Origin of the sequence: Bradyrhizobium sp. SZCCHNPS1003, from assembly GCF_032381555.1 — a bacterium.
In the GTDB taxonomy this organism is placed as follows: Bacteria; Pseudomonadota; Alphaproteobacteria; order Rhizobiales; family Xanthobacteraceae; genus Bradyrhizobium.
In genome coordinates this window covers 77,278-99,221 of sequence record NZ_JAUHIU010000010.1, presented here as the reverse complement: position 1 = coordinate 99,221, position 21,944 = coordinate 77,278, and the positions used below count along the sequence as shown (strand labels likewise).

Annotated in this window: 19 protein-coding genes; 15 read left to right on the top strand and 4 right to left on the bottom strand. The window is 65.7% G+C overall.

Features of this window, described 5'->3' with window-relative positions; translation table 11 throughout:
• The first annotated feature begins 73 nt into the window (after positions 1–73).
• From QX126_RS18080 to QX126_RS18060, 5 genes are all read left to right on the top strand, one after another.
• A complete protein-coding gene (locus QX126_RS18080) occupies positions 74–1,111 on the top strand; it encodes a trypsin-like peptidase domain-containing protein (protein ID WP_315782684.1) in 1,038 nt (345 codons plus the stop codon).
• A gap of 267 nt (positions 1,112–1,378) precedes the next feature.
• Positions 1,379–2,908 carry a murein biosynthesis integral membrane protein MurJ gene (murJ, locus tag QX126_RS18075; protein ID WP_315782682.1) on the top strand — a complete coding sequence of 510 codons (1,530 nt, stop codon included), beginning with the start codon at positions 1,379–1,381 and terminating at the stop codon, positions 2,906–2,908.
• 150 nt (positions 2,909–3,058) lie between these two features.
• Entirely contained in the window at positions 3,059–5,368 is a 2,310-nt protein-coding gene (locus tag QX126_RS18070; protein WP_315782680.1) for a xanthine dehydrogenase family protein molybdopterin-binding subunit, read from the top strand.
• 130 nt (positions 5,369–5,498) lie between these two features.
• Positions 5,499–5,948 (top strand): cytochrome c, encoded by a 450-nt coding sequence (locus tag QX126_RS18065; protein ID WP_315738876.1) that lies wholly within the window; start codon positions 5,499–5,501, stop codon positions 5,946–5,948.
• A gap of 167 nt (positions 5,949–6,115) precedes the next feature.
• Entirely contained in the window at positions 6,116–7,036 is a 921-nt protein-coding gene (locus QX126_RS18060) for a cytochrome c (RefSeq protein ID WP_315782678.1), read from the top strand.
• A 26-nt stretch (positions 7,037–7,062) separates the two neighbouring features.
• Here the strand turns inward: QX126_RS18060 and QX126_RS18055 are convergent, their stop codons facing one another.
• Positions 7,063–8,223, bottom strand: coding sequence for an ABC transporter substrate-binding protein (locus QX126_RS18055; RefSeq protein ID WP_315738874.1), 1,161 nt, complete (start codon positions 8,221–8,223; stop codon positions 7,063–7,065).
• A gap of 237 nt (positions 8,224–8,460) precedes the next feature.
• On the opposite strand from QX126_RS18055, the gene QX126_RS18050 reads away from it, so the two are divergent.
• On the top strand, positions 8,461–10,983 hold the full coding sequence (locus QX126_RS18050; protein WP_315782676.1) for an EAL domain-containing protein: 2,523 nt from the start codon (positions 8,461–8,463) through the stop codon (positions 10,981–10,983).
• Here QX126_RS18050 and QX126_RS18045 read toward each other — a convergent pair.
• Both QX126_RS18045 and QX126_RS18040 read right to left on the bottom strand, forming a co-directional pair.
• Positions 10,937–12,001 (bottom strand): helix-turn-helix domain-containing protein, encoded by a 1,065-nt coding sequence (locus QX126_RS18045; RefSeq protein ID WP_315782886.1) that lies wholly within the window; start codon positions 11,999–12,001, stop codon positions 10,937–10,939. The genes QX126_RS18050 and QX126_RS18045 overlap by 47 nt on opposite strands.
• A gap of 372 nt (positions 12,002–12,373) precedes the next feature.
• A complete protein-coding gene (locus QX126_RS18040; protein WP_172112765.1) occupies positions 12,374–12,619 on the bottom strand; it encodes an Lrp/AsnC ligand binding domain-containing protein in 246 nt (81 codons plus the stop codon).
• A 121-nt stretch (positions 12,620–12,740) separates the two neighbouring features.
• On the opposite strand from QX126_RS18040, the gene thiD reads away from it, so the two are divergent.
• On the top strand, positions 12,741–13,541 hold the full coding sequence (thiD, locus tag QX126_RS18035) for a bifunctional hydroxymethylpyrimidine kinase/phosphomethylpyrimidine kinase (protein ID WP_315777143.1): 801 nt from the start codon (positions 12,741–12,743) through the stop codon (positions 13,539–13,541).
• Between the two features lie 6 nt (positions 13,542–13,547).
• Here thiD and QX126_RS18030 read toward each other — a convergent pair whose 3' ends face one another.
• Positions 13,548–14,621, bottom strand: a complete 1,074-nt coding sequence (locus QX126_RS18030) for an AraC family transcriptional regulator (RefSeq protein ID WP_315773354.1) — start codon at positions 14,619–14,621, stop codon at positions 13,548–13,550.
• Positions 14,622–14,760: 139 nt separating this feature from the next.
• Between QX126_RS18030 and QX126_RS18025 the strand changes: the two genes are divergently transcribed.
• Genes QX126_RS18025 through QX126_RS17990 form a run of 8 tightly spaced genes read left to right on the top strand, consistent with a single transcriptional unit; the run spans position 14,761 to position 21,943 of the window.
• The gene (locus QX126_RS18025) at positions 14,761–15,585 is read left to right on the top strand and encodes an alpha/beta hydrolase (RefSeq protein ID WP_315782674.1); all 825 of its coding nucleotides are present in this window, start codon (positions 14,761–14,763) and stop codon (positions 15,583–15,585) included.
• Positions 15,586–15,632: 47 nt separating this feature from the next.
• Entirely contained in the window at positions 15,633–16,277 is a 645-nt protein-coding gene (locus QX126_RS18020) for a hydrolase (RefSeq protein ID WP_315712755.1), read from the top strand.
• A gap of 14 nt (positions 16,278–16,291) precedes the next feature.
• A complete protein-coding gene (locus tag QX126_RS18015) occupies positions 16,292–16,579 on the top strand; it encodes a XapX domain-containing protein (protein ID WP_315782672.1) in 288 nt (95 codons plus the stop codon).
• Positions 16,576–18,453 (top strand): amidohydrolase, encoded by a 1,878-nt coding sequence (locus QX126_RS18010; protein ID WP_315782670.1) that lies wholly within the window; start codon positions 16,576–16,578, stop codon positions 18,451–18,453. Before QX126_RS18015 ends, QX126_RS18010 begins: the two co-directional genes overlap by 4 nt.
• 1 nt (position 18,454) lies before the next feature.
• The gene (locus QX126_RS18005; protein WP_315738866.1) at positions 18,455–18,880 is read left to right on the top strand and encodes a DoxX family protein; all 426 of its coding nucleotides are present in this window, start codon (positions 18,455–18,457) and stop codon (positions 18,878–18,880) included.
• A 26-nt stretch (positions 18,881–18,906) separates the two neighbouring features.
• Positions 18,907–19,797, top strand: coding sequence for a glyoxalase (locus QX126_RS18000; protein ID WP_315782668.1), 891 nt, complete (start codon positions 18,907–18,909; stop codon positions 19,795–19,797).
• Between the two features lie 30 nt (positions 19,798–19,827).
• Positions 19,828–21,231 carry an alginate export family protein gene (locus QX126_RS17995; protein WP_315777148.1) on the top strand — a complete coding sequence of 468 codons (1,404 nt, stop codon included), beginning with the start codon at positions 19,828–19,830 and terminating at the stop codon, positions 21,229–21,231.
• A gap of 19 nt (positions 21,232–21,250) precedes the next feature.
• A complete protein-coding gene (locus QX126_RS17990; RefSeq protein WP_315738863.1) occupies positions 21,251–21,943 on the top strand; it encodes a YoaK family protein in 693 nt (230 codons plus the stop codon).
• Position 21,944 lies beyond the last annotated feature (1 nt).

The window sequence follows — 21,944 nt, the reverse complement described above, 5'->3', positions numbered from 1 at the left end:
TCGCAGCGAGTAGGGCGGATGGCAATTCGCCCTACGGGCTACTCCAGTGTCTTGCTGCGGCGATGGGGATCGCATGAAAATCTTGAAACTCTTCTGGCGGCAACAGCAAGACGGCGCATACGCCATTGTGGATATGAAAGGGCTGGATCTCTTGGGGCCAGAACGATCTGGACAGGAGTTTTTTGCTGTTCGTGACGACATTGTCTTAACCCAAACACCCCCTATCGGCGGAACGATCAGGTCCGCCTTAGGCGAAAGCATTGTGCCGGTCGTCGCCGTCGCCAATGGCGAACGTAGAGTACGATGCGTAGGCACTGCGTTCTTCATTAGTTGCTCAGGGTTGTTGGTCACCGCAGCGCATGTCATCACCGATCCGATTGACCGACGGTATGGAAACGTGCGCGAGGCTGAGGGGCAAGTCATTGAGACGCAAGGACTCGCTTTCGGCGTGCTCGTGCCGAACAATCCGCTGTTCCAAGCCCCAGGCTTCGCGTTCTATCCCTTCGAGTGGTCGATGCTCATGGCGCAGCCTCGCGACGCGCCATTCTCGTTCAGGGGTGTTGATGTCAAAATCACTTATGACATTGCGATATGTAAGGTGCCGGCGCGGACAAACACGAATTATCCGCACCAGCCTTTGACGCTCGTGCAGTCGGGCCTGATCGGCGTAGGCATGCGCGTAGGATCGGAAGCGCATGCGCTTGGTTATGCAGACATGTCGGATTTCGAACTCAACGTGAATGCTGCAGGGCAGATTTTCATCTCACAGCCACAGTTCGATCTGCATGGCTCGGTGGGCAAAATCATTCAGTTCTTTCCGGACAATTTGATCAAGCGGGATGTATCGACGCCGGGGCCATGCTTCTCATTCGGCGCCAAAATTCCAGGTGGCATGAGCGGTGGCCCAATTTTCGATAAGGAAGGCGTTTATGTCCATGGAGTAATTAGCAAGGGCTGGGAAAATCAAGAAGGGCCTGAGAATTTCAGCTTCGGGTCGATGCTGCGCCCCTCGATGGGTATCCCAATTGCGAGAATGGGCGGGAAGAGCCTCGACGCAATGCAGATGGCTCAGGCGGAAGGGATAGCCGTCCTGCGTGGGGCAGGTATGTAGTGTCGTAGGGACTTGAGCTGGCTGAAAAGAGGCCGCCGGGGCTGAAGCGAGGGGCAGCCATACCTCGTTTCATGATATGCGATTGTCTTGCCGCGAGCGGGGAAGGTTTTGGGCCGACGCCCTCGCAGGTGGGAGATGATCTGAACCAGCCTTGGGCTCGCAAGCGGGCAGAGGGGGCCGCGACCGTGTCGCCACACTTTGGCCCCAGGCGGCCATCGCCCACGTTCCCTGCTTCAAACTCCCCGCCCAATGCTCTAGAAGCCCCCCATGCTCGGACGCATTTTCACGGTCGGCGGCTATACGCTGCTGTCTCGGCTCACCGGCTTTGCCCGCGACATCATGCTGGCGGCGATTCTTGGCGCCGGGCCGGTGGCCGACGCTTTCTTCATTGCGTTCCGGCTGCCCAACCATTTCCGGGCGATCTTCGCCGAGGGCGCGTTCAACGCCGCCTTTGTGCCGGCCTATGCGCATGTCCATGGCGAGAAGGGGCCGGCGTCGGCGAGCCTGTTTGCCGACCGCATCTTCACGCTGTTGCTCGCGTCGCAGATCGTGCTCTTGATCCTGGCCTGGGTGTTCATGCCGCAGGCGATGACGATCCTGGCGCCCGGCTTCACCGACGATCCGGTGCAGCGGGACCTGGCGATCACGCTCACGCGGATCACCTTTCCCTATCTGCTGCTCATCACGCTGGTGACGCTGTATGGCGGCATGCTCAACGTGATGCAGCGCTTTGCCAGCGCTGCGGCTGCCTCGATCTTCCTCAACATCGCGATGATGGCGACGCTCGCGCTCGTGGTGTTCTTCCCGACCGCCGGCCATGCCGCGGCGTGGGGCGTGCTGATCTCCGGGTTCCTGCAGTATTTCCTGCTGGCCGGCGATCTCGCCCGCCATGGCGGGCTGCCGCGCTTTGCGCCGCTCAAGCTCGACGACGACATCCGCGCCTTCTTCAAGGCGCTGGGGCCCGCCACGCTCGGCTCGATGGGCACGCAGGTCGCGATGTTCGCCGACACCATCATCGCGACGTTCCTGCCGGCAGGCGCGATCTCGGCGCTGTATTACGCCGATCGTCTCAACCAGCTGCCGATCGGCGTGATCGGCATCGCCATCGGCACCGTGCTGCTGCCGGAAATGTCGCGGCGGCTGACGGCGAATGACCAAGAGGGCGCCATGGAGCAGCAGCGCCGCGCCTTCGAGTTCACATTGCTGTTCTCGGTGCCGTTCGTCGCCGCGTTCCTCGCCGTGCCCGACGTCATCACGCGCGCGATGTTCGCGCGCGGCGCCTTCACCAAGGGCGATGCGGCGGCGGCGGGGGCGACGCTCGCCGCCTATGCCGTCGGGCTCATTCCGTTCGTGATGATTCGCAGCGCGGTCTCGACCTTCTATGCGCGCAAGGACACCGCCACACCGGTGAAGGCTTCGCTTACGGGGCTGACCGCCAACGTCGTGCTCAAGGTGCTGCTGATGGGCTCGCTCGCGCAGGTCGGTCTTGCGCTGGCGACGGCTGTCGGCGCGTGGATCAACCTGCTGCTGGTGCTCGGCTTCGCCGTGCACAAGGGTTATCTGCGTTTCGATCGGCGGCTCACCATGTCGCTGATGAAATTTGCTGGAACTGGCGTGGTGCTCGCGGCAACGTTGTGGGCGACGGCCTTCGTGGCATCGACCCATCTCGCATCGCTCGGCCGCATGCAGGATGAAGCCGTTCTCGGTCTGCTGATCATCGTCGGCGCCGTCATCTATGTGGGCGCCATTCTCGTTCTGTTCGGCCCGCGCTGGCTCAAGGCGCTGGTGCGGCGCTGAGGTTTGCGCTGCAGCATCGCTTGCTGGCATGCCTGCCGAGAGTTGACCGCGCGTGTTGCGGCGCCGGCCATATGGCGTTTGCGCGAGTCCTCGTTCCGCTGCAATATGCCGTCCAATAGTTGCGACAATGCAAGCGGGAAGTGAAACCAGATGGCAGCTCCAATCAAGTTCGGTGTCGGACAAGGCGTTCTCCGCAAAGAGGATGACGCGCTGATTCGCGGCAAGGGCCGCTACACCGACGATCTCGCGCCATCGTCCGCCCTGCATGCCCTGGTGCTGCGCTCGCCGCATGCCCATGCCAAGTTCACCATCGACGTCACCCAGGCGCGGCTCTTGCCGGGCGTGGCGCTGATTCTGACCGCCGCCGACACCGCGGAGCTCGGTGGGCTGCCCTGCCTGTTCAATCTCGAGACCGATCCGTTCACCGCGCCGCCTTATCCGATCCTCGCCAAGGACGAGGTGCGCCACGTCGGCGACGCCATCGCCTTCGTCGTCGCCGATACGCTCGATCACGCGCGCGACGCGCTGGAGGCGATCAAGGTCGAGTGGACGACGCTGCCGGCCGTGACCGGCGTCGTGAACGCGATCAAGCCGGACGCGCCGCAGGTGTGGGCCGAGCACAAGGGCAACGTTCTGTTCGACGTTGCGATCGGCGACAAGGCCGCGACCGAGGCGGCGTTCGCCAAGGCTCATGCGGTTGCCGAGATCCGCATCGTCAATCCGCGCGTGGTGGCGAGCTTCATGGAGACGCGCGCCGCGGTCTGCGAATACGACACCAAGCGCGACCATCTGACGCTGACGGCGGGCAGCCAGGGCAGCCACCGCCTGCGCGACATTCTGTGCCAGAACGTCCTGAAGATCCCGACCGAGAAGATGCGGGTGATCTGCCCCGATGTCGGCGGCGGCTTCGGCACCAAGCTGTTTCCCTACCGGGAATATGCGCTGCTCGCGGTCGCCGCGCAGCGGCTGCGCAAGTCGGTGCGCTGGGCCGCCGATCGCTCGGAGCATTTCATGGGCGACGCGCAGGGCCGCGACAACGTCACCACCGCGAAGATGGCGCTCGCCGAGGACGGCAAGTTCCTCGCGATGGACGTCGACCTGATGGGCGACATGGGCGCCTATCTCTCGACCTTCGCGCCCTATATCCCGCATGGCGGCGCCGGCATGCTGCCGGGGCTCTACGACATCCAGGCCTTCCACTGCCGGGTGCGCACGATCTTCACCCATACCGTGCCGGTCGACGCCTATCGCGGCGCGGGCCGCCCCGAGGCGGCCTATGTCATCGAGCGCCTGGTCGATGCCTGCGCACGCAAGCTCGACATGAGCGTCGATGCGATCAGGCGCAAGAACTTCATTCCGCCGCGCGCGCTGCCCTACAAGACCGCGACCGGCAAGGTCTACGATTCCGGCGACTTCAACGCGCATCTCAAGCGCGCGATGGAGATCGCGCAGTGGAAGGAGTTTCCGAAGCGCGCCAAGGCCGCCAAGAAGCACGGGCTGATCCGCGGCATCGGGCTCGCGAGCTATGTCGAGGTCTGCGGCACCATGGGCGAGGAGACCGCCAATGTGCGGCTCGATCCCAATGGTGACGTCACCATCCTGATCGGCACGCAGTCGAGCGGGCAGGGCCACCAGACCGCCTATGCCCAGATCGTCGCCGAGCAGTTCGGCCTGCCGCCGGAGCGCGTCCACATCCACCAGGGCGACACGGCCGAAATCGCGACCGGCCTCGGCACCGGCGGCTCGGCCTCGATCCCGTCGGGCGGCGTCAGCGTGCAGCGCGCCACCCATGAGCTCGGCGACAAGCTCAAGCAGATCGCGGCGGAAGCGCTCGAGGCCGGCCTCGGCGATCTCGAGATCGCCGACGGCGTGATCCGCGTCGCCGGCACCGACCGGGCGATCTCGTTCGCCGATCTCGCCAAGCGTCCGGGCACAGATCCCGCCAAGCTCAACGGCAGTGCCACCTTCGCCAGCGCCGACGGCACCTATCCGAACGGCACGCATGTGGCCGAGGTCGAGATCGATCCGGCGACCGGGATCATCAAAATCGTCAACTACGTCATCGTCGACGATTTCGGCGTGACGCTGAATCCGCTGCTGCTGGCCGGCCAGGTGCATGGCGGTGCGGTGCAGGGCATCGGTCAGGCGCTGATGGAGCAGGTGGTCTACAGCAACTCCGACGCTCAGCTCGTCACCGGCAGCTTCATGGACTACGCGCTGCCGCGTGCCGCCGACGCGCCGTCCTTTACCTTCGAGACCCACAACGTGCCCTGCAAGACCAATCCGATGGGTGTCAAGGGCGCGGGCGAGGCGGGCGCGATCGGCTCCTGCCCGGCTGTGGTCAATGCGATCGTCGAAGCGCTCTGGCGCGAGTACAAGATCGATCACATCGACATGCCGGCGACCCCGGAGCGCGTCTGGATTGCGATCCGGGAGCAGCATCGCCGTCATAGTCTCTGAGTACTCTCCCTCCGTAGCCTCTCCGATATCCGCCTCAATTCCGGAATAATCCGCGGGCTGAGGGGTTGATCTAACCGAGCGACCCGTTCAGGTGGGCTGGACGGGATTGTGACAACAAAGGAGCGAATTGATGAAGCGGACTGTCGTGGCTGTCGCAGCTTTGCTGCTAGGAGCCGGCGCCGTGATGGCACAGCAGGATCTGGTCAAGCATAGCCAGGACACGATGAAGGCCAACGCCAAGAACCTCGGCGGTGTTCTCATCGCCATGGTGAAGGGCGAGAAGCCGTATGACCAGGCCGCGGTCAATGCCGCTCTGGCGCAGCTCGACGAGACGGCCAAGAAGCTGCCGACGATGTATCCCGCCAGCGTCAAGGGCGCGAAGTTCGAGGGCGACTACAGCCCGTCGCCGAAGATCTGGGAAGACCATGCCGGCTTCAAGACCAAGATCGACAGCTTCGCCAAGGTGGTCACCGAGGCCAAGGCCAAGATCAAGGATCTCGACAGCCTGAAGGCGACCGCGCCGGCGATCGGCAAGGAGTGCGGCGGTTGCCACGAGACCTTCCGGCTCAAGGCCAGCTGACCTGATGTGATCTCATGCGAGGGGCGAACGCGTGCTGCGCGTTCGCCCCGTTTGTTTGTGCGCCTGTTTTGTTTGTACGCCCGTGCGTCCTGTCGTATCGATCGCCGACGACGCCTTGGAGCTTGCGACGAAAACCACGACATCCTCCCCGCCGTGACGGAGCGACCATGTTGCGACGCCTTCTGCTTGCTGTCTGTGTGCTCGGTGCCGCGGGCCTTGCGATATTCTGGTGGCTGACGAGCCCGTCGACCGTGGTGCTCGCTGCGGCGACACGGGCGCCTGATCTCGCCAATGGCCAGGAGATGTTCAACATTGGCGGCTGCGCGTCATGCCATGCCGTCCCGAACCAGCCGGATCGACTGAAGCTCGGCGGCGGGCTGCCGCTGACCTCGCCGTTCGGCACGTTCTACGCGCCCAACATCTCGCCCGATCCCACCGACGGCATTGGGCGCTGGAGCGAGGCCGAGTTCGTCAATGCGGTGGTGAGGGGTGTGTCGCCGGGCGGCAGCCACTACTACCCGGCGTTTCCCTATGCCTCCTACGCGGCCGCGAAGATCGACGACGTCCGCGATCTCTTCGCCTACATGAAGACGCTGCCGCCGGTCGCCGGGGCCTCGCGCGCGCACGACATGCCATTCCCGTTCAACATCCGCCGCACCGTCGGGGTCTGGAAGCTCTTGTTCTTCGACGACAAGCCCTTTGCCGCCAACGCCTCGCGCCCGGCGGAGTGGAATCGCGGCGCCTATCTGGTCAATACGCTCGGCCATTGCGCCGAATGCCACAGCCCGCGCAATGCGCTCGGCGGCATCGTCTCGGCGCAGCGTCTGGCGGGTGGGCCCGATCCGGAAGGTCAGGGCTTCGTGCCGAACATCACCCAGAAGGGCCTATCGGACTGGAGCGAGAGCGACATCAGCTATTTCCTCGAGACCGGACAGCTGCCGGACGGCGACAGCGCCGGCGGCTCGATGGCGCGGGTGATCCGCAACACCTCGCAGCTCACGCCCGAGGATCGCAAGGCGATGGCGGTCTATCTGAAATCGCTGCCGCCGGTCGAAGGCCCGCCGAAGCCGAAGAAGCCCGCGGGCTGATCAGTTCGGCCGGCGCGCAACGCGGATCAGATCGGCTTGAAGCTGCCGTCGCTCTGGATCACCGTCAGCGACACCGGCGGTGGATTCTCCTTGCGCGCGTTGCCGAAGCTGACCACCAGCCCGCCGATGTCGAACTGGCCGACCTCGTTGATGATGCGCAGCAGCTCGGCGCGGGTCGGGTTAGGCCCGGTCATCGCCAGGGCGCGGGCCACCAGGCGGCCGGTGATGTAGCCCTCGAGCCCGATGAAGTCCGGCGTCTGGCTCGGATCGAGCGTCTTCATCGCGGCCTGATAGTCGGCGACGATGCGGAGGTCGGTGTCCCACGGAAACGGCACCACCTCGGAGACGATGACGCCGCGGCCTTCCGGGCCGAGCTCCTTGGCGAGCGCGTTGCCGCCGACGAAGGAGACCGCCGTGAAGGTCGGGTTGAAGCCGCTGCGATGCGCCATCTTGATGAACTCGGCGCACGGGCCGTAGGTGCCGACCAGGATCACCGCTTCCGGCTCCGCGCGCCGGATGACCTTGAGCGCCGCGCCGACCGCGCGCGTGTTGCGCTCGAACGTGCCTTCGGCCGCGAGCTCGAGGCCGCGGCGATCGAGATGTGTCTTCACGCCGGCCAGCACGTCGCGGCCGAACGCGTCATCCTGATAGAAGATCGCGATCCGGGTCAGGTGAAGCTCTTCGGTGAGGTACTTGATCGAGGCTTCCGCCTCGGCCGCGTAGCTCGCGCGGATGTTCACGATGTTCTGGAATTCGGGCGCCCGCAGGAATTCGGCGCCCGAGATCGGCCCGATGAAGGGGACGTCGTTCGACGCCGCGATCGGAGCGGTGGCCATCGCGGTCGGCGTGCCGACGGCGCCGATCAGCGCGAACACCTTATCCTCGTAGATCAGCTTGATGGTCTCGACCACCGAACGATCGGGGTCGTAGCCGTCGTTGCGGCTCGCCAGCTTGAGCCTGCGTCCGTAGACGCCGCCCTTGGCGTTGAGCTCGTTGAAGGCTGCCAGCAGTCCCTGGCGCGCCGCCTGGCCCAGCGCGGCCGACGGGCCTTCCAGCGCCGCCACCTGGCCGAACATGATGGAGTCGTTGGTGACGCCGAGCTCGTCGGCGCGCGCAGGCCCGGGCGGGAGCACGCCGGCGATCAGGATGAGAACGATGGAGATCCGAAGGCTTGAAAACCAGTTCATTGCGATCTTCGATGCTCGGGTACGCTGGATGACAACTCAGTCTAGGCGCGTTGAATGAAGACCTCGCTAAGGACGTAGCCCGCGCTTGATCGCGTTTTGGGCGGCCCTCAACAGTCAGCCGTTAACCAAGCCCCGGTTTCTGGTACTCCACAACGGATCATCTTTGACCGTCCTTAACTTACCGCGGCCAGCATCGGCCGCATCGTGGTGAGGGGCAGCCGTTTGGCGGGGGCCATATTGCAGGTTGAAGAGTACAGCGCACCGACGCTGCCGGAAAAGGATGATGCTCGCAGCGGTAGCGGGCGGGAGAGGCTGCGCGCGTCGTTATCGCGATACCGCCTTTATCGCCCTGCGATCATCGCGGCATGCGTCGGCGTCGTGCTGTCGGTCGTCGGGACGGTTGCCGTGGGACGCTGGGAAAACCGGCTGGCGCGCACCGATTTCGAAGGCGTGGCCGAAGCCCAGGCGATTCTGGTCCAGAACGGCGTCAACGAATATGTCAGCCGGCTGACCGCGCTGCGCACCCGCTTCGAATCCGCCAACGACGACATTACCCGCAGCGAGTACCAGACCTTCAGCGCGCGCCTGTTCGAGGCGCATCGCGGCATGCTCCGCCTGGCCTGGCTGCCGCGGATCAAGCGCAAGGAGCGCGGCGAATACGAGGCGGCGGCGATCACCGATGGCGTTCCCGCCTTTCGCATCAAGTCCTATCCCGACGGCACGGTGGCGCCGGAGAGCGACGAATACTATCCAGTCTACTTCTCCACCGAGGCGAAGACCTCGCCGGTCTACGGCCTCGATTATTGGAGCATTCCCGACCATCGCGCCGTGCTGGAGCAGTCGCGCGACTACGACGTGATCGGCGCGTTGCGCACGCGTCAGAACCTGATCAATCAGAACGAGCGCAACAACGCCGTCATGATCGGCATCCCCGTCTACGCCAAGGGGACGTCGCGCACGACGGTCGCCGACCGCCGGCGCAATCTCAGCGGCTTCATCATCGGTGTGTTCGACCTGCCGACGCTGCTGCAGTCGGTGCGCGCGAACAATCCCAACAGTCCGGCGCTTGCGATCAACCTTCTGCCGCCCGAACGCGTGATCAACGCCTCCGGCGTGGACCCGCAGCGCTGGCCCGCGGACCCCAGCATCTGGTCGACGACCTTGCGCATCGGCGATGCCGACTGGGTGTTCCAGGCGGCGCCCGCCGGCGGCAGCCTGATGGCGAGCCACAACCGCGCACTGGCGCTGTATGCGGCCGGCATGGCGACGACGATCTTCCTCGCCGTGTATCTCGCGCTGTCGAGCCGCAACGCCCTGCAGCTCGCGCTCGCCAATCGCCGCGTGCTCGAGCTGGCGCAGACCGACGCGCTGACGGGCCTCGCGAACCGCGCCTTCTTCCTCGAGGAGATGGAGCGCATCAACGACGAGAAGAACGGCCGCTTCACCGTTTTCCTGCTCGACCTCGACCGTTTCAAGAACGTCAACGATTCACTCGGTCATGGCGCCGGCGATGAGCTGCTGGTGCAGGTCGCGCAGCGGCTGAGATCGCAACTGCGCGACGAGGACGTGCTGGCCCGGCTCGGCGGCGACGAGTTCGCCCTGATCCAGGCCGGATCCGCCGACCAGCGCGCCGCCGCGATCGAGCTTGCGCAGCGCATCACCAAGCTGATCGCCGAGCCGTTCCAGCTCGCCGGGCAACGGGTCGAGATCGGCACCAGCATCGGCATCTCGCTCGCGCCCCAGCACGGCCGCGACCAGGAGCACCTGCTCAAGAAGGCCGATCTCGCGCTCTACCGCTCGAAATCCGCCGGCCGCAGCTGCTACACGCTCTATGACGATGCGATGTCGGCCGAGCTCGAGGCGCGCAACACGCTCGAGGGCGATCTGCGCGACGCCATCGCGCAGTGCCAGTTCGAGGTGCACTATCAGCCGTTCTACGACGCCGAGACGCGCGAGCGGCGCGGCGTCGAGGCGCTGGTGCGCTGGCGTCATCCGGTCAAGGGGCTGGTGCCGCCGGACAAGTTCATCCCGCTTGCGGAGTCGACCGGCCTGATCGTGCCGCTCGGCGAATGGATCATCGGTCGCGCCTGCGACGACGCCACCGCATGGCCCGACGACGTCAAGATCGCCGTCAATCTGTCGCCCGTCCAGTTCAAGCAGGCGGAGCTGTTCGACGTCATCCAGTCGGCGCTCGCGCGGTCCGGCCTCGATCCGAAGCGTCTCGAGATCGAGATCACGGAGTCGGTGCTGCTGGAGCGCGCGGCCGAGAACGAGAGCTTCATCGACAGGCTGAAGGGCCTCGGCATCTCGCTGGCACTCGACGATTTCGGCACCGGCTATTCGTCGCTGCGTTCGCTGACGGCGTTCCCGTTCAACAAGATCAAGATCGACAAGTCCTTCGTCGCCAATCTGAGCGTGCGCGACGAAAGTGCCGCCGTCATCTCGTCGGTCGTGACGCTGGCGCGGGGGCTTGGCATCCAGATCACCGCCGAAGGCGTCGAGACCGAAGAGCAGCTGGTGCAACTGCGCGCGCTCGGCGTCAACTTCGCGCAAGGTTATCTGCTGGGCCGGCCGATGCCGGTCGAGCAGCTCGAGCAGCATCTGGAGATCGCGCGCGCTGCGTCCGAGGCCGACGAGCCGCAGCCGGCCGAAGACGCATCTGAGGACGGCGCAACCGAGGACGACGATCCGCACTCGGCGGCCGTCGTCGCGCTCATTCCCCGGTCCGGGGCGCTGCTATCCCTCGCATCCAACGGCTGAGCGGCGAGGCGGTTTCGGCGTCCGCGTCGACCGACAGGCGTGGCGAGCCCAGCATGGCGGCCTCGCGCGCGGCGCTCGGCGTGATGCCGTAGGCGGTCTTGAACAGCCGCGTGAAATGCGCATCGGTACCGAGCTGCCAGCGCCGCGCGACCTCGCTGATGCGCAACGCCCGCGATCCGGTTCCCGCGAGATCGAAGAACGCACGGTGCAGTCGGCGGCGGCGGATGTAGTCGGCGATGCCGCCGATCGGCGCGAACAGGCGATAGAGCGACGCGCGAGACATCCCGAAATGCAGCGCCACGGCGTCGGCGCTGAGTTCGGGGCTCGACAGCCGCGCTTCGATATATTGGCGGACGCGGAGCAGCGAGGCGTCCGGCGTCACGCTGCGGTCGGCATCGCGGCGTTCGAGCTCGCCGCGCAGGCAGGCCGAGATCAGCGCGATCGTGCCCTCGACCACGGCCTGGCACTCGTCGAAACTCATGCGCGGCGCATAGTCGAGCAGTGCGCCGAAATGCCGCGCCAACAGCGGCGCCAGCGCGCCGCTGCGCGGCAGCACCAGGCCGTGCAGGTCGTCGACCTGCAGCAGGCGCGCATCGAACATCGGACGCGGCACCACCAACGTGACGTTCTCGAACGGGGTCGCGCGCGTTTCGAGTGTCTGGGCGAGATCGAGCACGCAGAGGTCGCCGGCCTCGACCCGGATCGGCGAGGCGCCAGCGACGCCCTCATAGCTGCCGTCCACGTAGAGCTGCAGGATGATGTGATCCACGCCGCTGCGGGCGACGGTCTCGGCCGATCGCCGGAACCGCTGGCCGCTCGCACGGGCCGATCCGAGCAGGACGGAGCCAAGCGCGTAGGACAGGACGTCCGCCCGGAACGGAGCGGCCTCGCCGGCCGCGAGCTCGTCGACCTCGAAGAACGTCGACGTGGCCTCACGCCACGCGGCAATGTTGGTCTCGGTGTCCATCTGCTCGGCGGAAAAGCCATAGCTCGGCAGCAGGGACGAAACGGCTTTGATCTCACTCTTCACACGGCGCCGCAGTCATTCTTGAGTTTTCGTCTCAACTTCTTGATCGACCGTATCGGATCGGTCGCCCGCCTTGACCCGATGCTCCGCGCACCGGTTATAGACGCCTATCGCCAAGTTGCCCGAAAGGAAAGCCGGGCCGTTCGACGGTCCCCCCATGACCCCTCGCGATCGAAAGGTCCGGCTTTTCAGCCTGCTGACGCGCACTGGCGGACACAGACCTCCGGCCGCCCACCGTCTTTCATGACGAAACCATGCTTGACCCATTTTCAGGACCTCGGCGCCCGTCGGTCACGACGGGCGCCTTTGTCGTGAGGTAGGTGGCCGACGGGCAGGCCGTCCCGGGCTTGGACGAGCTCGTCGCTAGGTGGCGCCGAAGGCCTTGAACGTGATGATGGTGTGGGTGTCCTGAATGCCCGGCAGCACCTGGACCTTCTCGTTCACGAAGTGGCCGATGTCGGTGGCATTGTCGACGTAGAACTTCACCAGCAGGTCATAATTTCCCGCCGTCGAGTAGATCTCGGAGGCGATCTCGGCTTCCGCCAGCGCATTGGCGACCGTGTAGGACTGGCCAAGCTTGCACTTGATCTGGACGAAGAAGGGAACCATTGCGGGCTGTCTCCGGAAGGCATCTTTCGCCTCAATATAGCGTTTTCCGGCGAAGTCGATACGCTTTCTCCGGTGGCCGGGCCTGCTTGCCGGGCGCGGCCGGCCCGCGCTAGGAAGGGGCATGAGCACCCCCGTCGCACTCACCATCGCCGGTTCGGATTCCTCCGGGGGAGCCGGTATCCAGGCCGACCTCAAGACCTTCGCGGCGCTCGGCGTCTATGGCGCCTCGGTGCTGACGGCGCTGACCGCCCAGAACACCAAGGGCGTGACCGGGGTGCACCTGGTGCCCCCCGATTTCGTCACCGCGCAGATCGATGCGGTGTTCGACGACCTCGCCGTCGGCGCGGTCAAGATCGGCATGGTGGCGCAGGCGCCGATTGCCGACGCCATTGCCGCAAGCCTTGCGCGCTGGACGCCGTCACACGTGGTGCTCGATCCGGTGATGGTGGCGACGTCGGGTGCCCGGCTGTTGCCGGAGGATGCGATCGACGCGCTGCGCCGCGGGCTGATCCCGCGGGCGTCGCTGATCACGCCGAACCTGCCCGAGGCGGCCGCGCTGCTGGACGAGCCGGTCGCGACCTCGGACGAGGCGATCGCGGCGCAAGGCCGCCGGCTGCTCGCGCTCGGCTGTCCGGCCGTGCTGATCAAGGGCGGCCACGGGCAGGGCACGGACAGCACCGACTATCTGATCACCGCGGATGGCTGCATCGCATTGGCGTCACCGCGCGTTGCGACGAAGAATACCCACGGCACGGGGTGTTCGCTGTCGTCGGCCGTGGCCGCAGGGCTGGCGAAGGGCGAGAGCCTCGAGGCGGCCGTGCGCAATGCCAAGGCCTTCATCTCCGGTGCCATCGCGGCGGCCGATCGCTTCACCGTCGGGCATGGCCACGGCCCGGTGCATCATCTGTACCGGTTCTACTGATTGAGATCACCCGATGCTGGTTCGAGCCGTGCGCATCAGCCGCGCGGCGGCGATCTCCTGCTGATGTCCCCCCATCACGCGGGCGCGATATTCGCCTGGTGATTCGCCGAACCAGCGATTGGATGCGCGGAAGAAGGTGCTCTGGTCGGCATAGCCGAGCAGATAGCCGATGTCGGTGAGCGTCATGCGGAAATCGGCGAGATGGCGCTGGGCGAGCTCGCGCCTGACATCGTCGACGAGATCACTGAAGGAGAGGCCTTCATCGGCGAGCCGGCGCTGGAAGGTGCGATCGCTCAAGCCGAGCTCGGCGGCAATGGCCGAGCGCAACGGGCTGCCGTCGGGCAGCAGCTTGGCAATCGCGGTGCGGGCGCGATGCGCGGTGTCGGTCTTGACCAGGCGCTCCAGCGCCTCGTCGGCGATCCGATCGTGGATTGCCGAAAGCTCGGGCGCCGAGGTCGTCAGCTTGCAGGCGAGATCCTGATCCGACACCAGAAAGCCGTTGAAGGGCGCATCGAATTCGAGCGGGGACTGGAACGCCCTGTTGTAGGACGCAATCGACAACGGCACAGCGTGCGAGAAGCGGGTGGCGAGCGGCGTCAAGCGACGATCTAGCATCCACCGGCATAGATTGAGCAGATTGACGACGCCGTAGTCGTAGCGCTGCCGCGGAATCGGGCATTCACCACCGAACACGTCGGTCCGCACCCAGCGGCCGCCATTGCCCTGCTCGAGCGTGATGGTCACCGCGTCACTTACCAGGCACATGTAGCGGATCAGGCGCGTCAGCCCGGCGAGAAGCGTGGGGCTCGACATCATGGCGTAGCCGGCGACGCCATAGTTGTCAGGCCGCGGCGCATCGAGCTTTGCCAGCCCGATGTCCGGATTGCCCGAACGCTCCGCCGCCAGCACCCACAACCGGCTCAGTGCCTCGGTCGGCCAGCGGCGATCGCAATCGTCGAGATCGTCGATCGAGAGGCCGACGTCGGCGAACAGCGCGGCCGCATCCAGACCTTGCTCGTTCAGTGTCGTCGCGACGCCGCGCATCCAGGACGACGATGTGGTTCGAATCTGCTGAGCCATCCCTTGGCCTTCTGGAGCCAGTGCTTTGGCCTCCTCGGGTCATTGTGCAGATGCACATGAGATTGCATAGCACCGGGCATTGGCGATCGCGACACGAAATTCGTTGTGCGACCGCATGGCTGGCGCGCAGGAGAAAATCATGCCCGTTCTGAAAACCAATGACGGCACAGAGATTTACTACAAGGATTGGGGCTCCGGCCAGCCGATCGTGTTCAGCCATGGTTGGCCGCTGTCAGCGGATGATTGGGATGCGCAGATGCTGTTTTTCCTCAATCACGGCTTTCGCGTCGTCGCCCATGACCGCCGCGGCCATGGCCGCTCGGCCCAGGTCGCTGACGGCCACGACATGGACCATTATGCCGACGATCTCGCGGCGCTCACGGCGCATCTCGACCTGAAGAACGCGATCCATGTCGGCCATTCGACCGGTGGTGGCGAGGTCGTGCATTATCTGGCGCGTCATGGCGAAAGCCGCGCGGCCAAGGCGGCGATCATCGCCGCCGTGCCGCCTCTGATGGTCCGGACCGCGGCCAATCCGGGCGGACTGCCGAAGTCCGTGTTCGACGACTTCCAGACCCAGGTCGCCACGCGCCGCGCGGAGTTCTATCGCGACGTCGCCGCTGGGCCGTTCTACGGCTACAACAAGCCCGGCGCCAAGCCGTCCGAGGCCGTGATCCAGAACTGGTGGCGCCAGGGCATGATGGGCAGCGCCAAGGCGCATTACGACGGCGTCGTCGCATTCTCGCAGACCGACTTCACCGAGGATCTCAAGAAGATCACGCTGCCCGTGCTGGTCATGCACAGCGAGGACGACCAGATCGTGCCTTACGCGGATTCCGCGCCGCTGTCGGCCAAGCTCCTGAAGAACGGCACTCTGAAGACCTACAAGGGCTTTCCGCACGGCATGCCGACCACGGAGGCCGCGACCATCAACGCTGACCTCTTGGCCTTCATCAAGGGCTGACGCCCTCGCGCGTCCTCCCGCATCACAAATCTGTCACGGAGATTCTCATGTCGAAGCTCGAAATGCTGACCCCGCAGAACTGCGCGGTCGCGCTGATCGACTATCAGCCCGCGATGTATCAGGGCGTGCAGTCGCACGATCGCCTCGGCGTCTTCAACAACATCCAGATCGTCGCCAAGGCGGCCAAGCTGTTCAAGATCCCGACCGTGCTCACCACGGTCGCCAAGGACTCGTTCTCCGGTCCGTTCATGCCGGAGGTGACCGAGCTGTTTCCGGAGCACGACATCGTTGACCGCACGGCGATGAACTCCTGGCTCGATGCCGGCTTCCGCAAGCAGGTCGCCGCGACCGGCCGCAAGAAGTTCATCATCGCGGGACTCTGGACCGAGGCCTGTGTGCTGTTCCCGACGCTCGACATGCTGCGCGAAGGCTACGAGATCTACATCCCGGCCGATGCCTGCGGCGACCTGTCTCTCGAAGCGCACAACCGAGCGATGGATCGCGCGGTGCAGGCCGGCGCGGTGCCGATCACCTCGTGCCAGTTCGCCTTCGAGCTGCAGCAGGACTGGGCGCGTGCCGAGACCTATGACGGCATGATGGAGATCCTCAAGGCGCATTCGCCCTATGGCATCCAGATCCGCTTCTCGAAGTGGGCGCTCGGCGAGCACGCCTCGGAAGGCGGCGCAAAGTAGCCCTGGGACGAGCGATGAAGATCTATCTGTTCTCGCTCGGGGCAGGTCTGTTGGTCGGCGTGATCTACAGCCTGCTTCAGGTCCGCTCGCCGGCACCGCCGCTGGTGGCGTTGGTCGGCCTGCTCGGAATTCTCGTCGGAGAGCAGGTGATCCCCGTGGGCAAGCAGCTCCTGAACGGCACCACGCTTGCTGCCGCGTGGCAGAAGGCGGCCTGCGCCACGCACATCTTCGGCATGCTGCCCGGCCATCACGGCCGGGCAGACACAACCATCGCTCCGGCGCGAGACGAGAAGACCTCATGACCGATCATCCCGACCTCATCCTGCATCGCGGCCTGTTCACGACGCTGGATCGCTCCAACCCGCAGGCGAGTGCTGTCGCGATCAAGGACGGCGTGTTCACCGCGGTCGGCCGTGAGCAGGACGTCATGAAGCTCGCTGGCTCGGCGACGAAGATCATCGACCTGAAGGGCCGGCGCGCGCTGCCGGGCCTGATCGACAATCACCTGCACATCATCCGCGGCGGTCTCAACTTCAACATGGAGCTGCGCTGGGACGGCGTGCGGTCGCTCGCTGACGCAATGGCGATGCTGAAGGCGCAGGTCGCGATCACGCCGCCGCCGCAATGGGTGCGCGTGGTCGGTGGCTTCACCGAGCACCAGTTCGCCGAGAAGCGGCTGCCGACCATCGATGAGCTCAACGCGGTCGCGCCGGACACGCCGGTGTTCCTGCTGCATCTGTATGATCGCGCCATTCTCAACGGCGCCGCGCTACGCGCCGTCGGCTACGACAAGGACACGCCAGAGCCGCCCGGCGGCGAGATCGCGCGCGATGTCCAGGGCAATCCGACCGGATTGCTGCTCGCGAAGCCGAACGCCGCGATCCTCTATGCGACGCTCGCAAAGGGCCCCAAGCTGCCGTTCGACTATCAGCTCAACTCCACGCGCCATTTCATGCGCGAGCTGAATCGGCTCGGCGTCACCGGCGCCATCGATGCCGGCGGCGGCTTCCAGAACTATCCGGACGACTATGCCGTGATCCAGAAGCTCGCCGATGACGGCCAGCTCACGATCCGGCTCGCCTACAATCTGTTCACGCAGAAGCCGAAGGGCGAGAAGGACGACTTCCTGCGTTGGACGCAGAGCTCGTCCTACAAGCAGGGCAACGACTATTTCCGCCACAACGGCGCCGGCGAGATGCTGGTGTTCTCTGCCGCGGATTTCGAGGATTTTCGCGTACCGCGGCCGGACATGCCGGCCGAGATGGAAGGCGAGCTCGAGGAGGTCGTGCGCATCCTGGTCCAGAACAGGTGGCCGTGGCGGCTGCACGCGACCTATGACGAGACCATCTCGCGCGCGCTCGACGTGTTCGAGAAGGTGAATCAGGATACCCCGCTCGACGGGCTGCACTGGTTCTTCGATCATGCCGAGACCATCTCGGACCAGTCGATCGACCGTATCGCCGCGCTCGGCGGTGGCATCGCCGTGCAGCACCGCATGGCCTATCAGGGCGAGTATTTCGTCGAGCGCTACGGCTTTGGCGCGGCGGAGGCGACGCCACCGGTGAAGACGATGCTCGACAAGGGCGTCAAGGTCTCCGCCGGCACCGATGCGACGCGCGTCGCCTCCTACAATCCGTGGGTCTCGCTGTCCTGGCTGGTGACCGGCCGCACCGTCGGCGGCCTGCGACTGTATCCGCAGCGCAACTGCCTCGATCGCGAGACGGCGCTTCGGATGTGGACCGAGAACGTCACCTGGTTCTCCAACGAAGAAGGCAGGAAGGGCCGCATTGCGGTCGGGCAGTTCGCCGATTTGATCGTGCCGGATCGCGACTTCTTCTCCTGTGCGGAGGCCGAGATCGCCGACATCACCAGCGACCTCACCATGGTCGGTGGCCGCATCGTCTACGCAGCCGCCGCGTTCAAGCCGCTGGACGACGCGGCTCCGCCGCCGGCGATGCCGGATTGGTCGCCGGTGCGCCGCTTCGGCGGCTATGGCGCCTGGCTGGAAAAGGGCGACGATGGCACCGTCCGCGCCCAGGCGATGCAGATGTGCGGCTGCACCAGCGCGTGCGGCATGCATGGCCACGACCACGCGCGGGCATGGTCCTCCAGCCTGCCGGTCTCCGATCTCAAGAGCTTCTGGGGCGCGCTCGGCTGCGCCTGCTGGGCGGTCTGAGATGGCGGGGATGTCCGACACGCCGCGGCCGATCGCCGCGGTGCTCGACTGGCGCTGGCTGTGGCCCGCGGCGCGGGTCGCGCTGGTTTCAGCCTATCTGATCGGCGGCGTCCAGAAGTTCATGGACTTCCCAAGCGCCATCGCTGAGCAGGCGCATTTCGGCCTGCAGCCGGCGGCGCTGTGGGCGTCGGCCGCGATCGCCGTCGAGCTGATCGGCTCGGTGCTCGTCATCGCGAACAGGTTCGTCTGGCTCGGCTCCGGCGCGCTCGGTGTGCTCACGCTCGTTGCGATGCTCACCGCCAATGATTTCTGGCACATGGCCGGCCATGAGCGCTTCATGGCGCTGAACGCCTTCTTCGAGCATCTCGGCCTGATCGCCGGCCTCGTGCTCGTCTCGATCATCTCCTGGCGCGCGCGCCGCGCTTGATCCACATCTGCTCATTCGAGGTCGTCATGGTCCGTTCCCGTCATCTGCTCGGTGCCGTCATTGCCACCACGCTGCTCGCCGCGCCCGCTCTCGCCAAGGACGCGGCGCCGCTGATCGGCGTGGGCGCGCAATACGACACCACGCATGTCTATGTCGCGCCCGACGACGTCGAGAAGTTCGCTACCTCTTTCCTCGCCACCTTCGGCGGCCTGAGCACCAAGCAGGTGGTTGCGACGGTGACGCCTGCTCCGAGCAGCACGACCTCGCAGCTGCTGCAGACGCCGGTCGGGACCGTCTCGCTGTTCGGCTTCAAGACACCAATCCCGTACCCATTCGGCGCCGAGCGCACCGGTTATCTCGTCACCGATCTGGACGCGGCGATCAAGGCGGCCAGGACCGCCGGCGCCGACGTGGTGGTTGCGCCGTTTCCCGATCCGATCGGCCGTGATGCGGTGATCCAGTGGCCGGGCGGCGTCAACATGCAATTGTACTGGCACACGACGAAGCCGTCCTACGCGGCGTTCCAGACCGTTCCCGACAACCGCGTCTATGTTTCGCCCCATCGCGTCGAGGCCTTCACGCGCGCCTTCCTGCGCTTCTCCAAGGGCAAGGTCGTCTCTGAGGACCCCAAGGCGCCTGGGGTCGAGATCGGTCGTCCCAACGATCACTATCGGCGCCTCCGCATCGAGTCGGTGTTCGGGCGGATGACCGTGCTCGTGACCGACGGCCATCTGCCATATCCGTTCGGGCGCGAGATGACCGGCTACGAGGTCGCCGATCTCAAGGCGACCCTCGACAAGGCGAAAGCAACAGGCGCGACCGTGCTGGTCGAACCCTTCACCTCGGATAAGCGCGAACAGGCGGTGGTGCAGTTTCCCGGCGGCTATGTCGCGGAGATTCATGCGCCGTCGAAGTAGGGTATTGCTGCGATTCCCGAGAGGTGACGGATGGCGCGGGTCCTGAGAAAGACGGTGGTCGCGAGCGCGCTGCTCGGCGCGCTATGTGCGGCCACGTCAGCTCTCGCCGAGGACAACGCCTCACGTCCGGCGATCCGTACCAACCGCTGGCAGGAGGACTGGTCGGTGCTCGCCGATCCCGCGCTGCGCACGGCGCCATCAGATCCGATCAAGTACATCCCGCTGCAGCAGGATCATCCGCAGAGCTACGTCTCGTTCGGCATGAACCTGCGCGAGCGGTTCGAGAGCCTGGATGCCGCGAGCTTCGGCATCGGTGGAACGAAACCCGATCAGCATGTCCTGCAACGGCTGCAGATCCATGCCGACGCACATCTCAACGAGCACTGGCAGCTGTTCGTCCAGCTGGAGGACGACCGTGCCTTCGGCAAGGCCAAGATCACGTCCGTCGACCAGGACCCGCTCGACCTCCGGCTCGCCTTCCTCGCCTATGTCAATGCGACGGAGAAGGGCACCTTCAAGGCCCGGGTCGGGCGCCAGGATTTCGACTTCGACCTGCAGCGCTTCGTCTCGTCGCGCGACGGGCCGAACGTGCGCCAGTCCTTCGACGCGCTGTGGGCCGACTGGGAAAGCGGCCCATGGCGCTTCATCGGGTTCGTCAGCCAGCCGGTGCAATACAATCTGGTGCGCCCGTTCGACGATACGTCGAACGGATCGTTCCTGTTCCACACCTTCCGAATCGAGCGCCAGGTGCTCGGCACCAACGAGCTGTCGTCGTATTATTCCTACTATCAGCGTGACAATGCGCGCTTCCTCGACGCAGCGGGTGCCGAGCAGCGCCACGTGCTCGACATCCGCTTCGCCGGCAAGCTGGCGGGCTTCGACTGGGATCTCGAGGCGATGGGGCAGGCGGGCTCGGTCGGGACGAAGCAGATCCGCGCCTGGGGCGCCGGGGCGCGCGCCGGCTACACCTTCGCCGATTTGGCTTGGCAGCCGCGCATCGGCCTTCAGCTCGACGGCGCCTCCGGCGACCGCCATCCCGGCGACAGCAGGATCGAGACCTTCAATCCGCTGTTCCCGAACGGCTATTACTTCACGCTCGCGGGCTTCACCGGCTACACCAACTTGGTCCACCTCAAGCCGTCGCTGACGGTGAAACCCGCGACCGATCTGTCGTTCATGGCGGCCATCGGCCTGCAATGGCGCGCGACGACGGCGGACGCGATCTACGTCCAGCCCAATGTCGCAGTGGTCGGCACGGCCGGGCGGGGCAGCGCATGGTCCGGCGTCTACGCGCAGCTGCGCGCCGACTATCGCTTCAGCGCCAATCTCACCGGCGCGCTGGAAGCCGTGCACTACAAGATCGGTGATGCGCTGCGCCGCGCCGGCGGCCACGATAGCGATTACATCGGCATCGAGCTGAAATACGCGCTCTAAACAACGAAGGTAGGACCACATGTCGCAATTCGTGTCCCGCAACGTTGTGCCGCTGCTGCTCAGCGTCAATGCCGGCTATGTCGACACGGCCGGCTTCCTGGCGCTGCAGGGCCTGTTCACGGCGCACGTCACCGGCAACTTCGTGACGCTCGGCGCGGCGCTGGCGCTCGGGACCTCGGGCGCGGTCGCCAAGCTGCTGGCGCTTCCGGTGTTCTGCGTGGTCGTGATCGCGACACGCCTGACCGGCACCTTGCTGTCGCGGCGGGGGGCGCGCGCCTTCGAGATCCTTATCGCGGTCAAGCTCGTGCTGCTGATCCTCGGCGCCGCGCTCGCGGTGCATTTCGGCGCGTTCCATGATGGCGACAGCCGCGAGGCGATCATCACCGGCATGGTGCTGGTCGCGGCGATGGCGATCCAGAACGCCGTGCACCGGATCCATCTGCCGACCGCGCCGCCCTCGACCCTGATGACCGGCACCACGACGCAGGTGATGATCGATCTCGCCGACAGGATCTATGTCGGTGACAAGGGCCAGGCGCCGCCGCCCGCGCGGCTCATGCAGATGGCCATCAACGTGCTCGCCTTTGCGCTCGGCTGCGGCGGCGCCGCGCTGCTGTTCGTGCGCCTGGGCAGCTGGTGCTTCGTCGTGCCACCGGTCGTTGCCGCGCTGGCTCTCGTCGTGCGTCTCGCCGGGCCGGAGCCGGCGCGCTGAG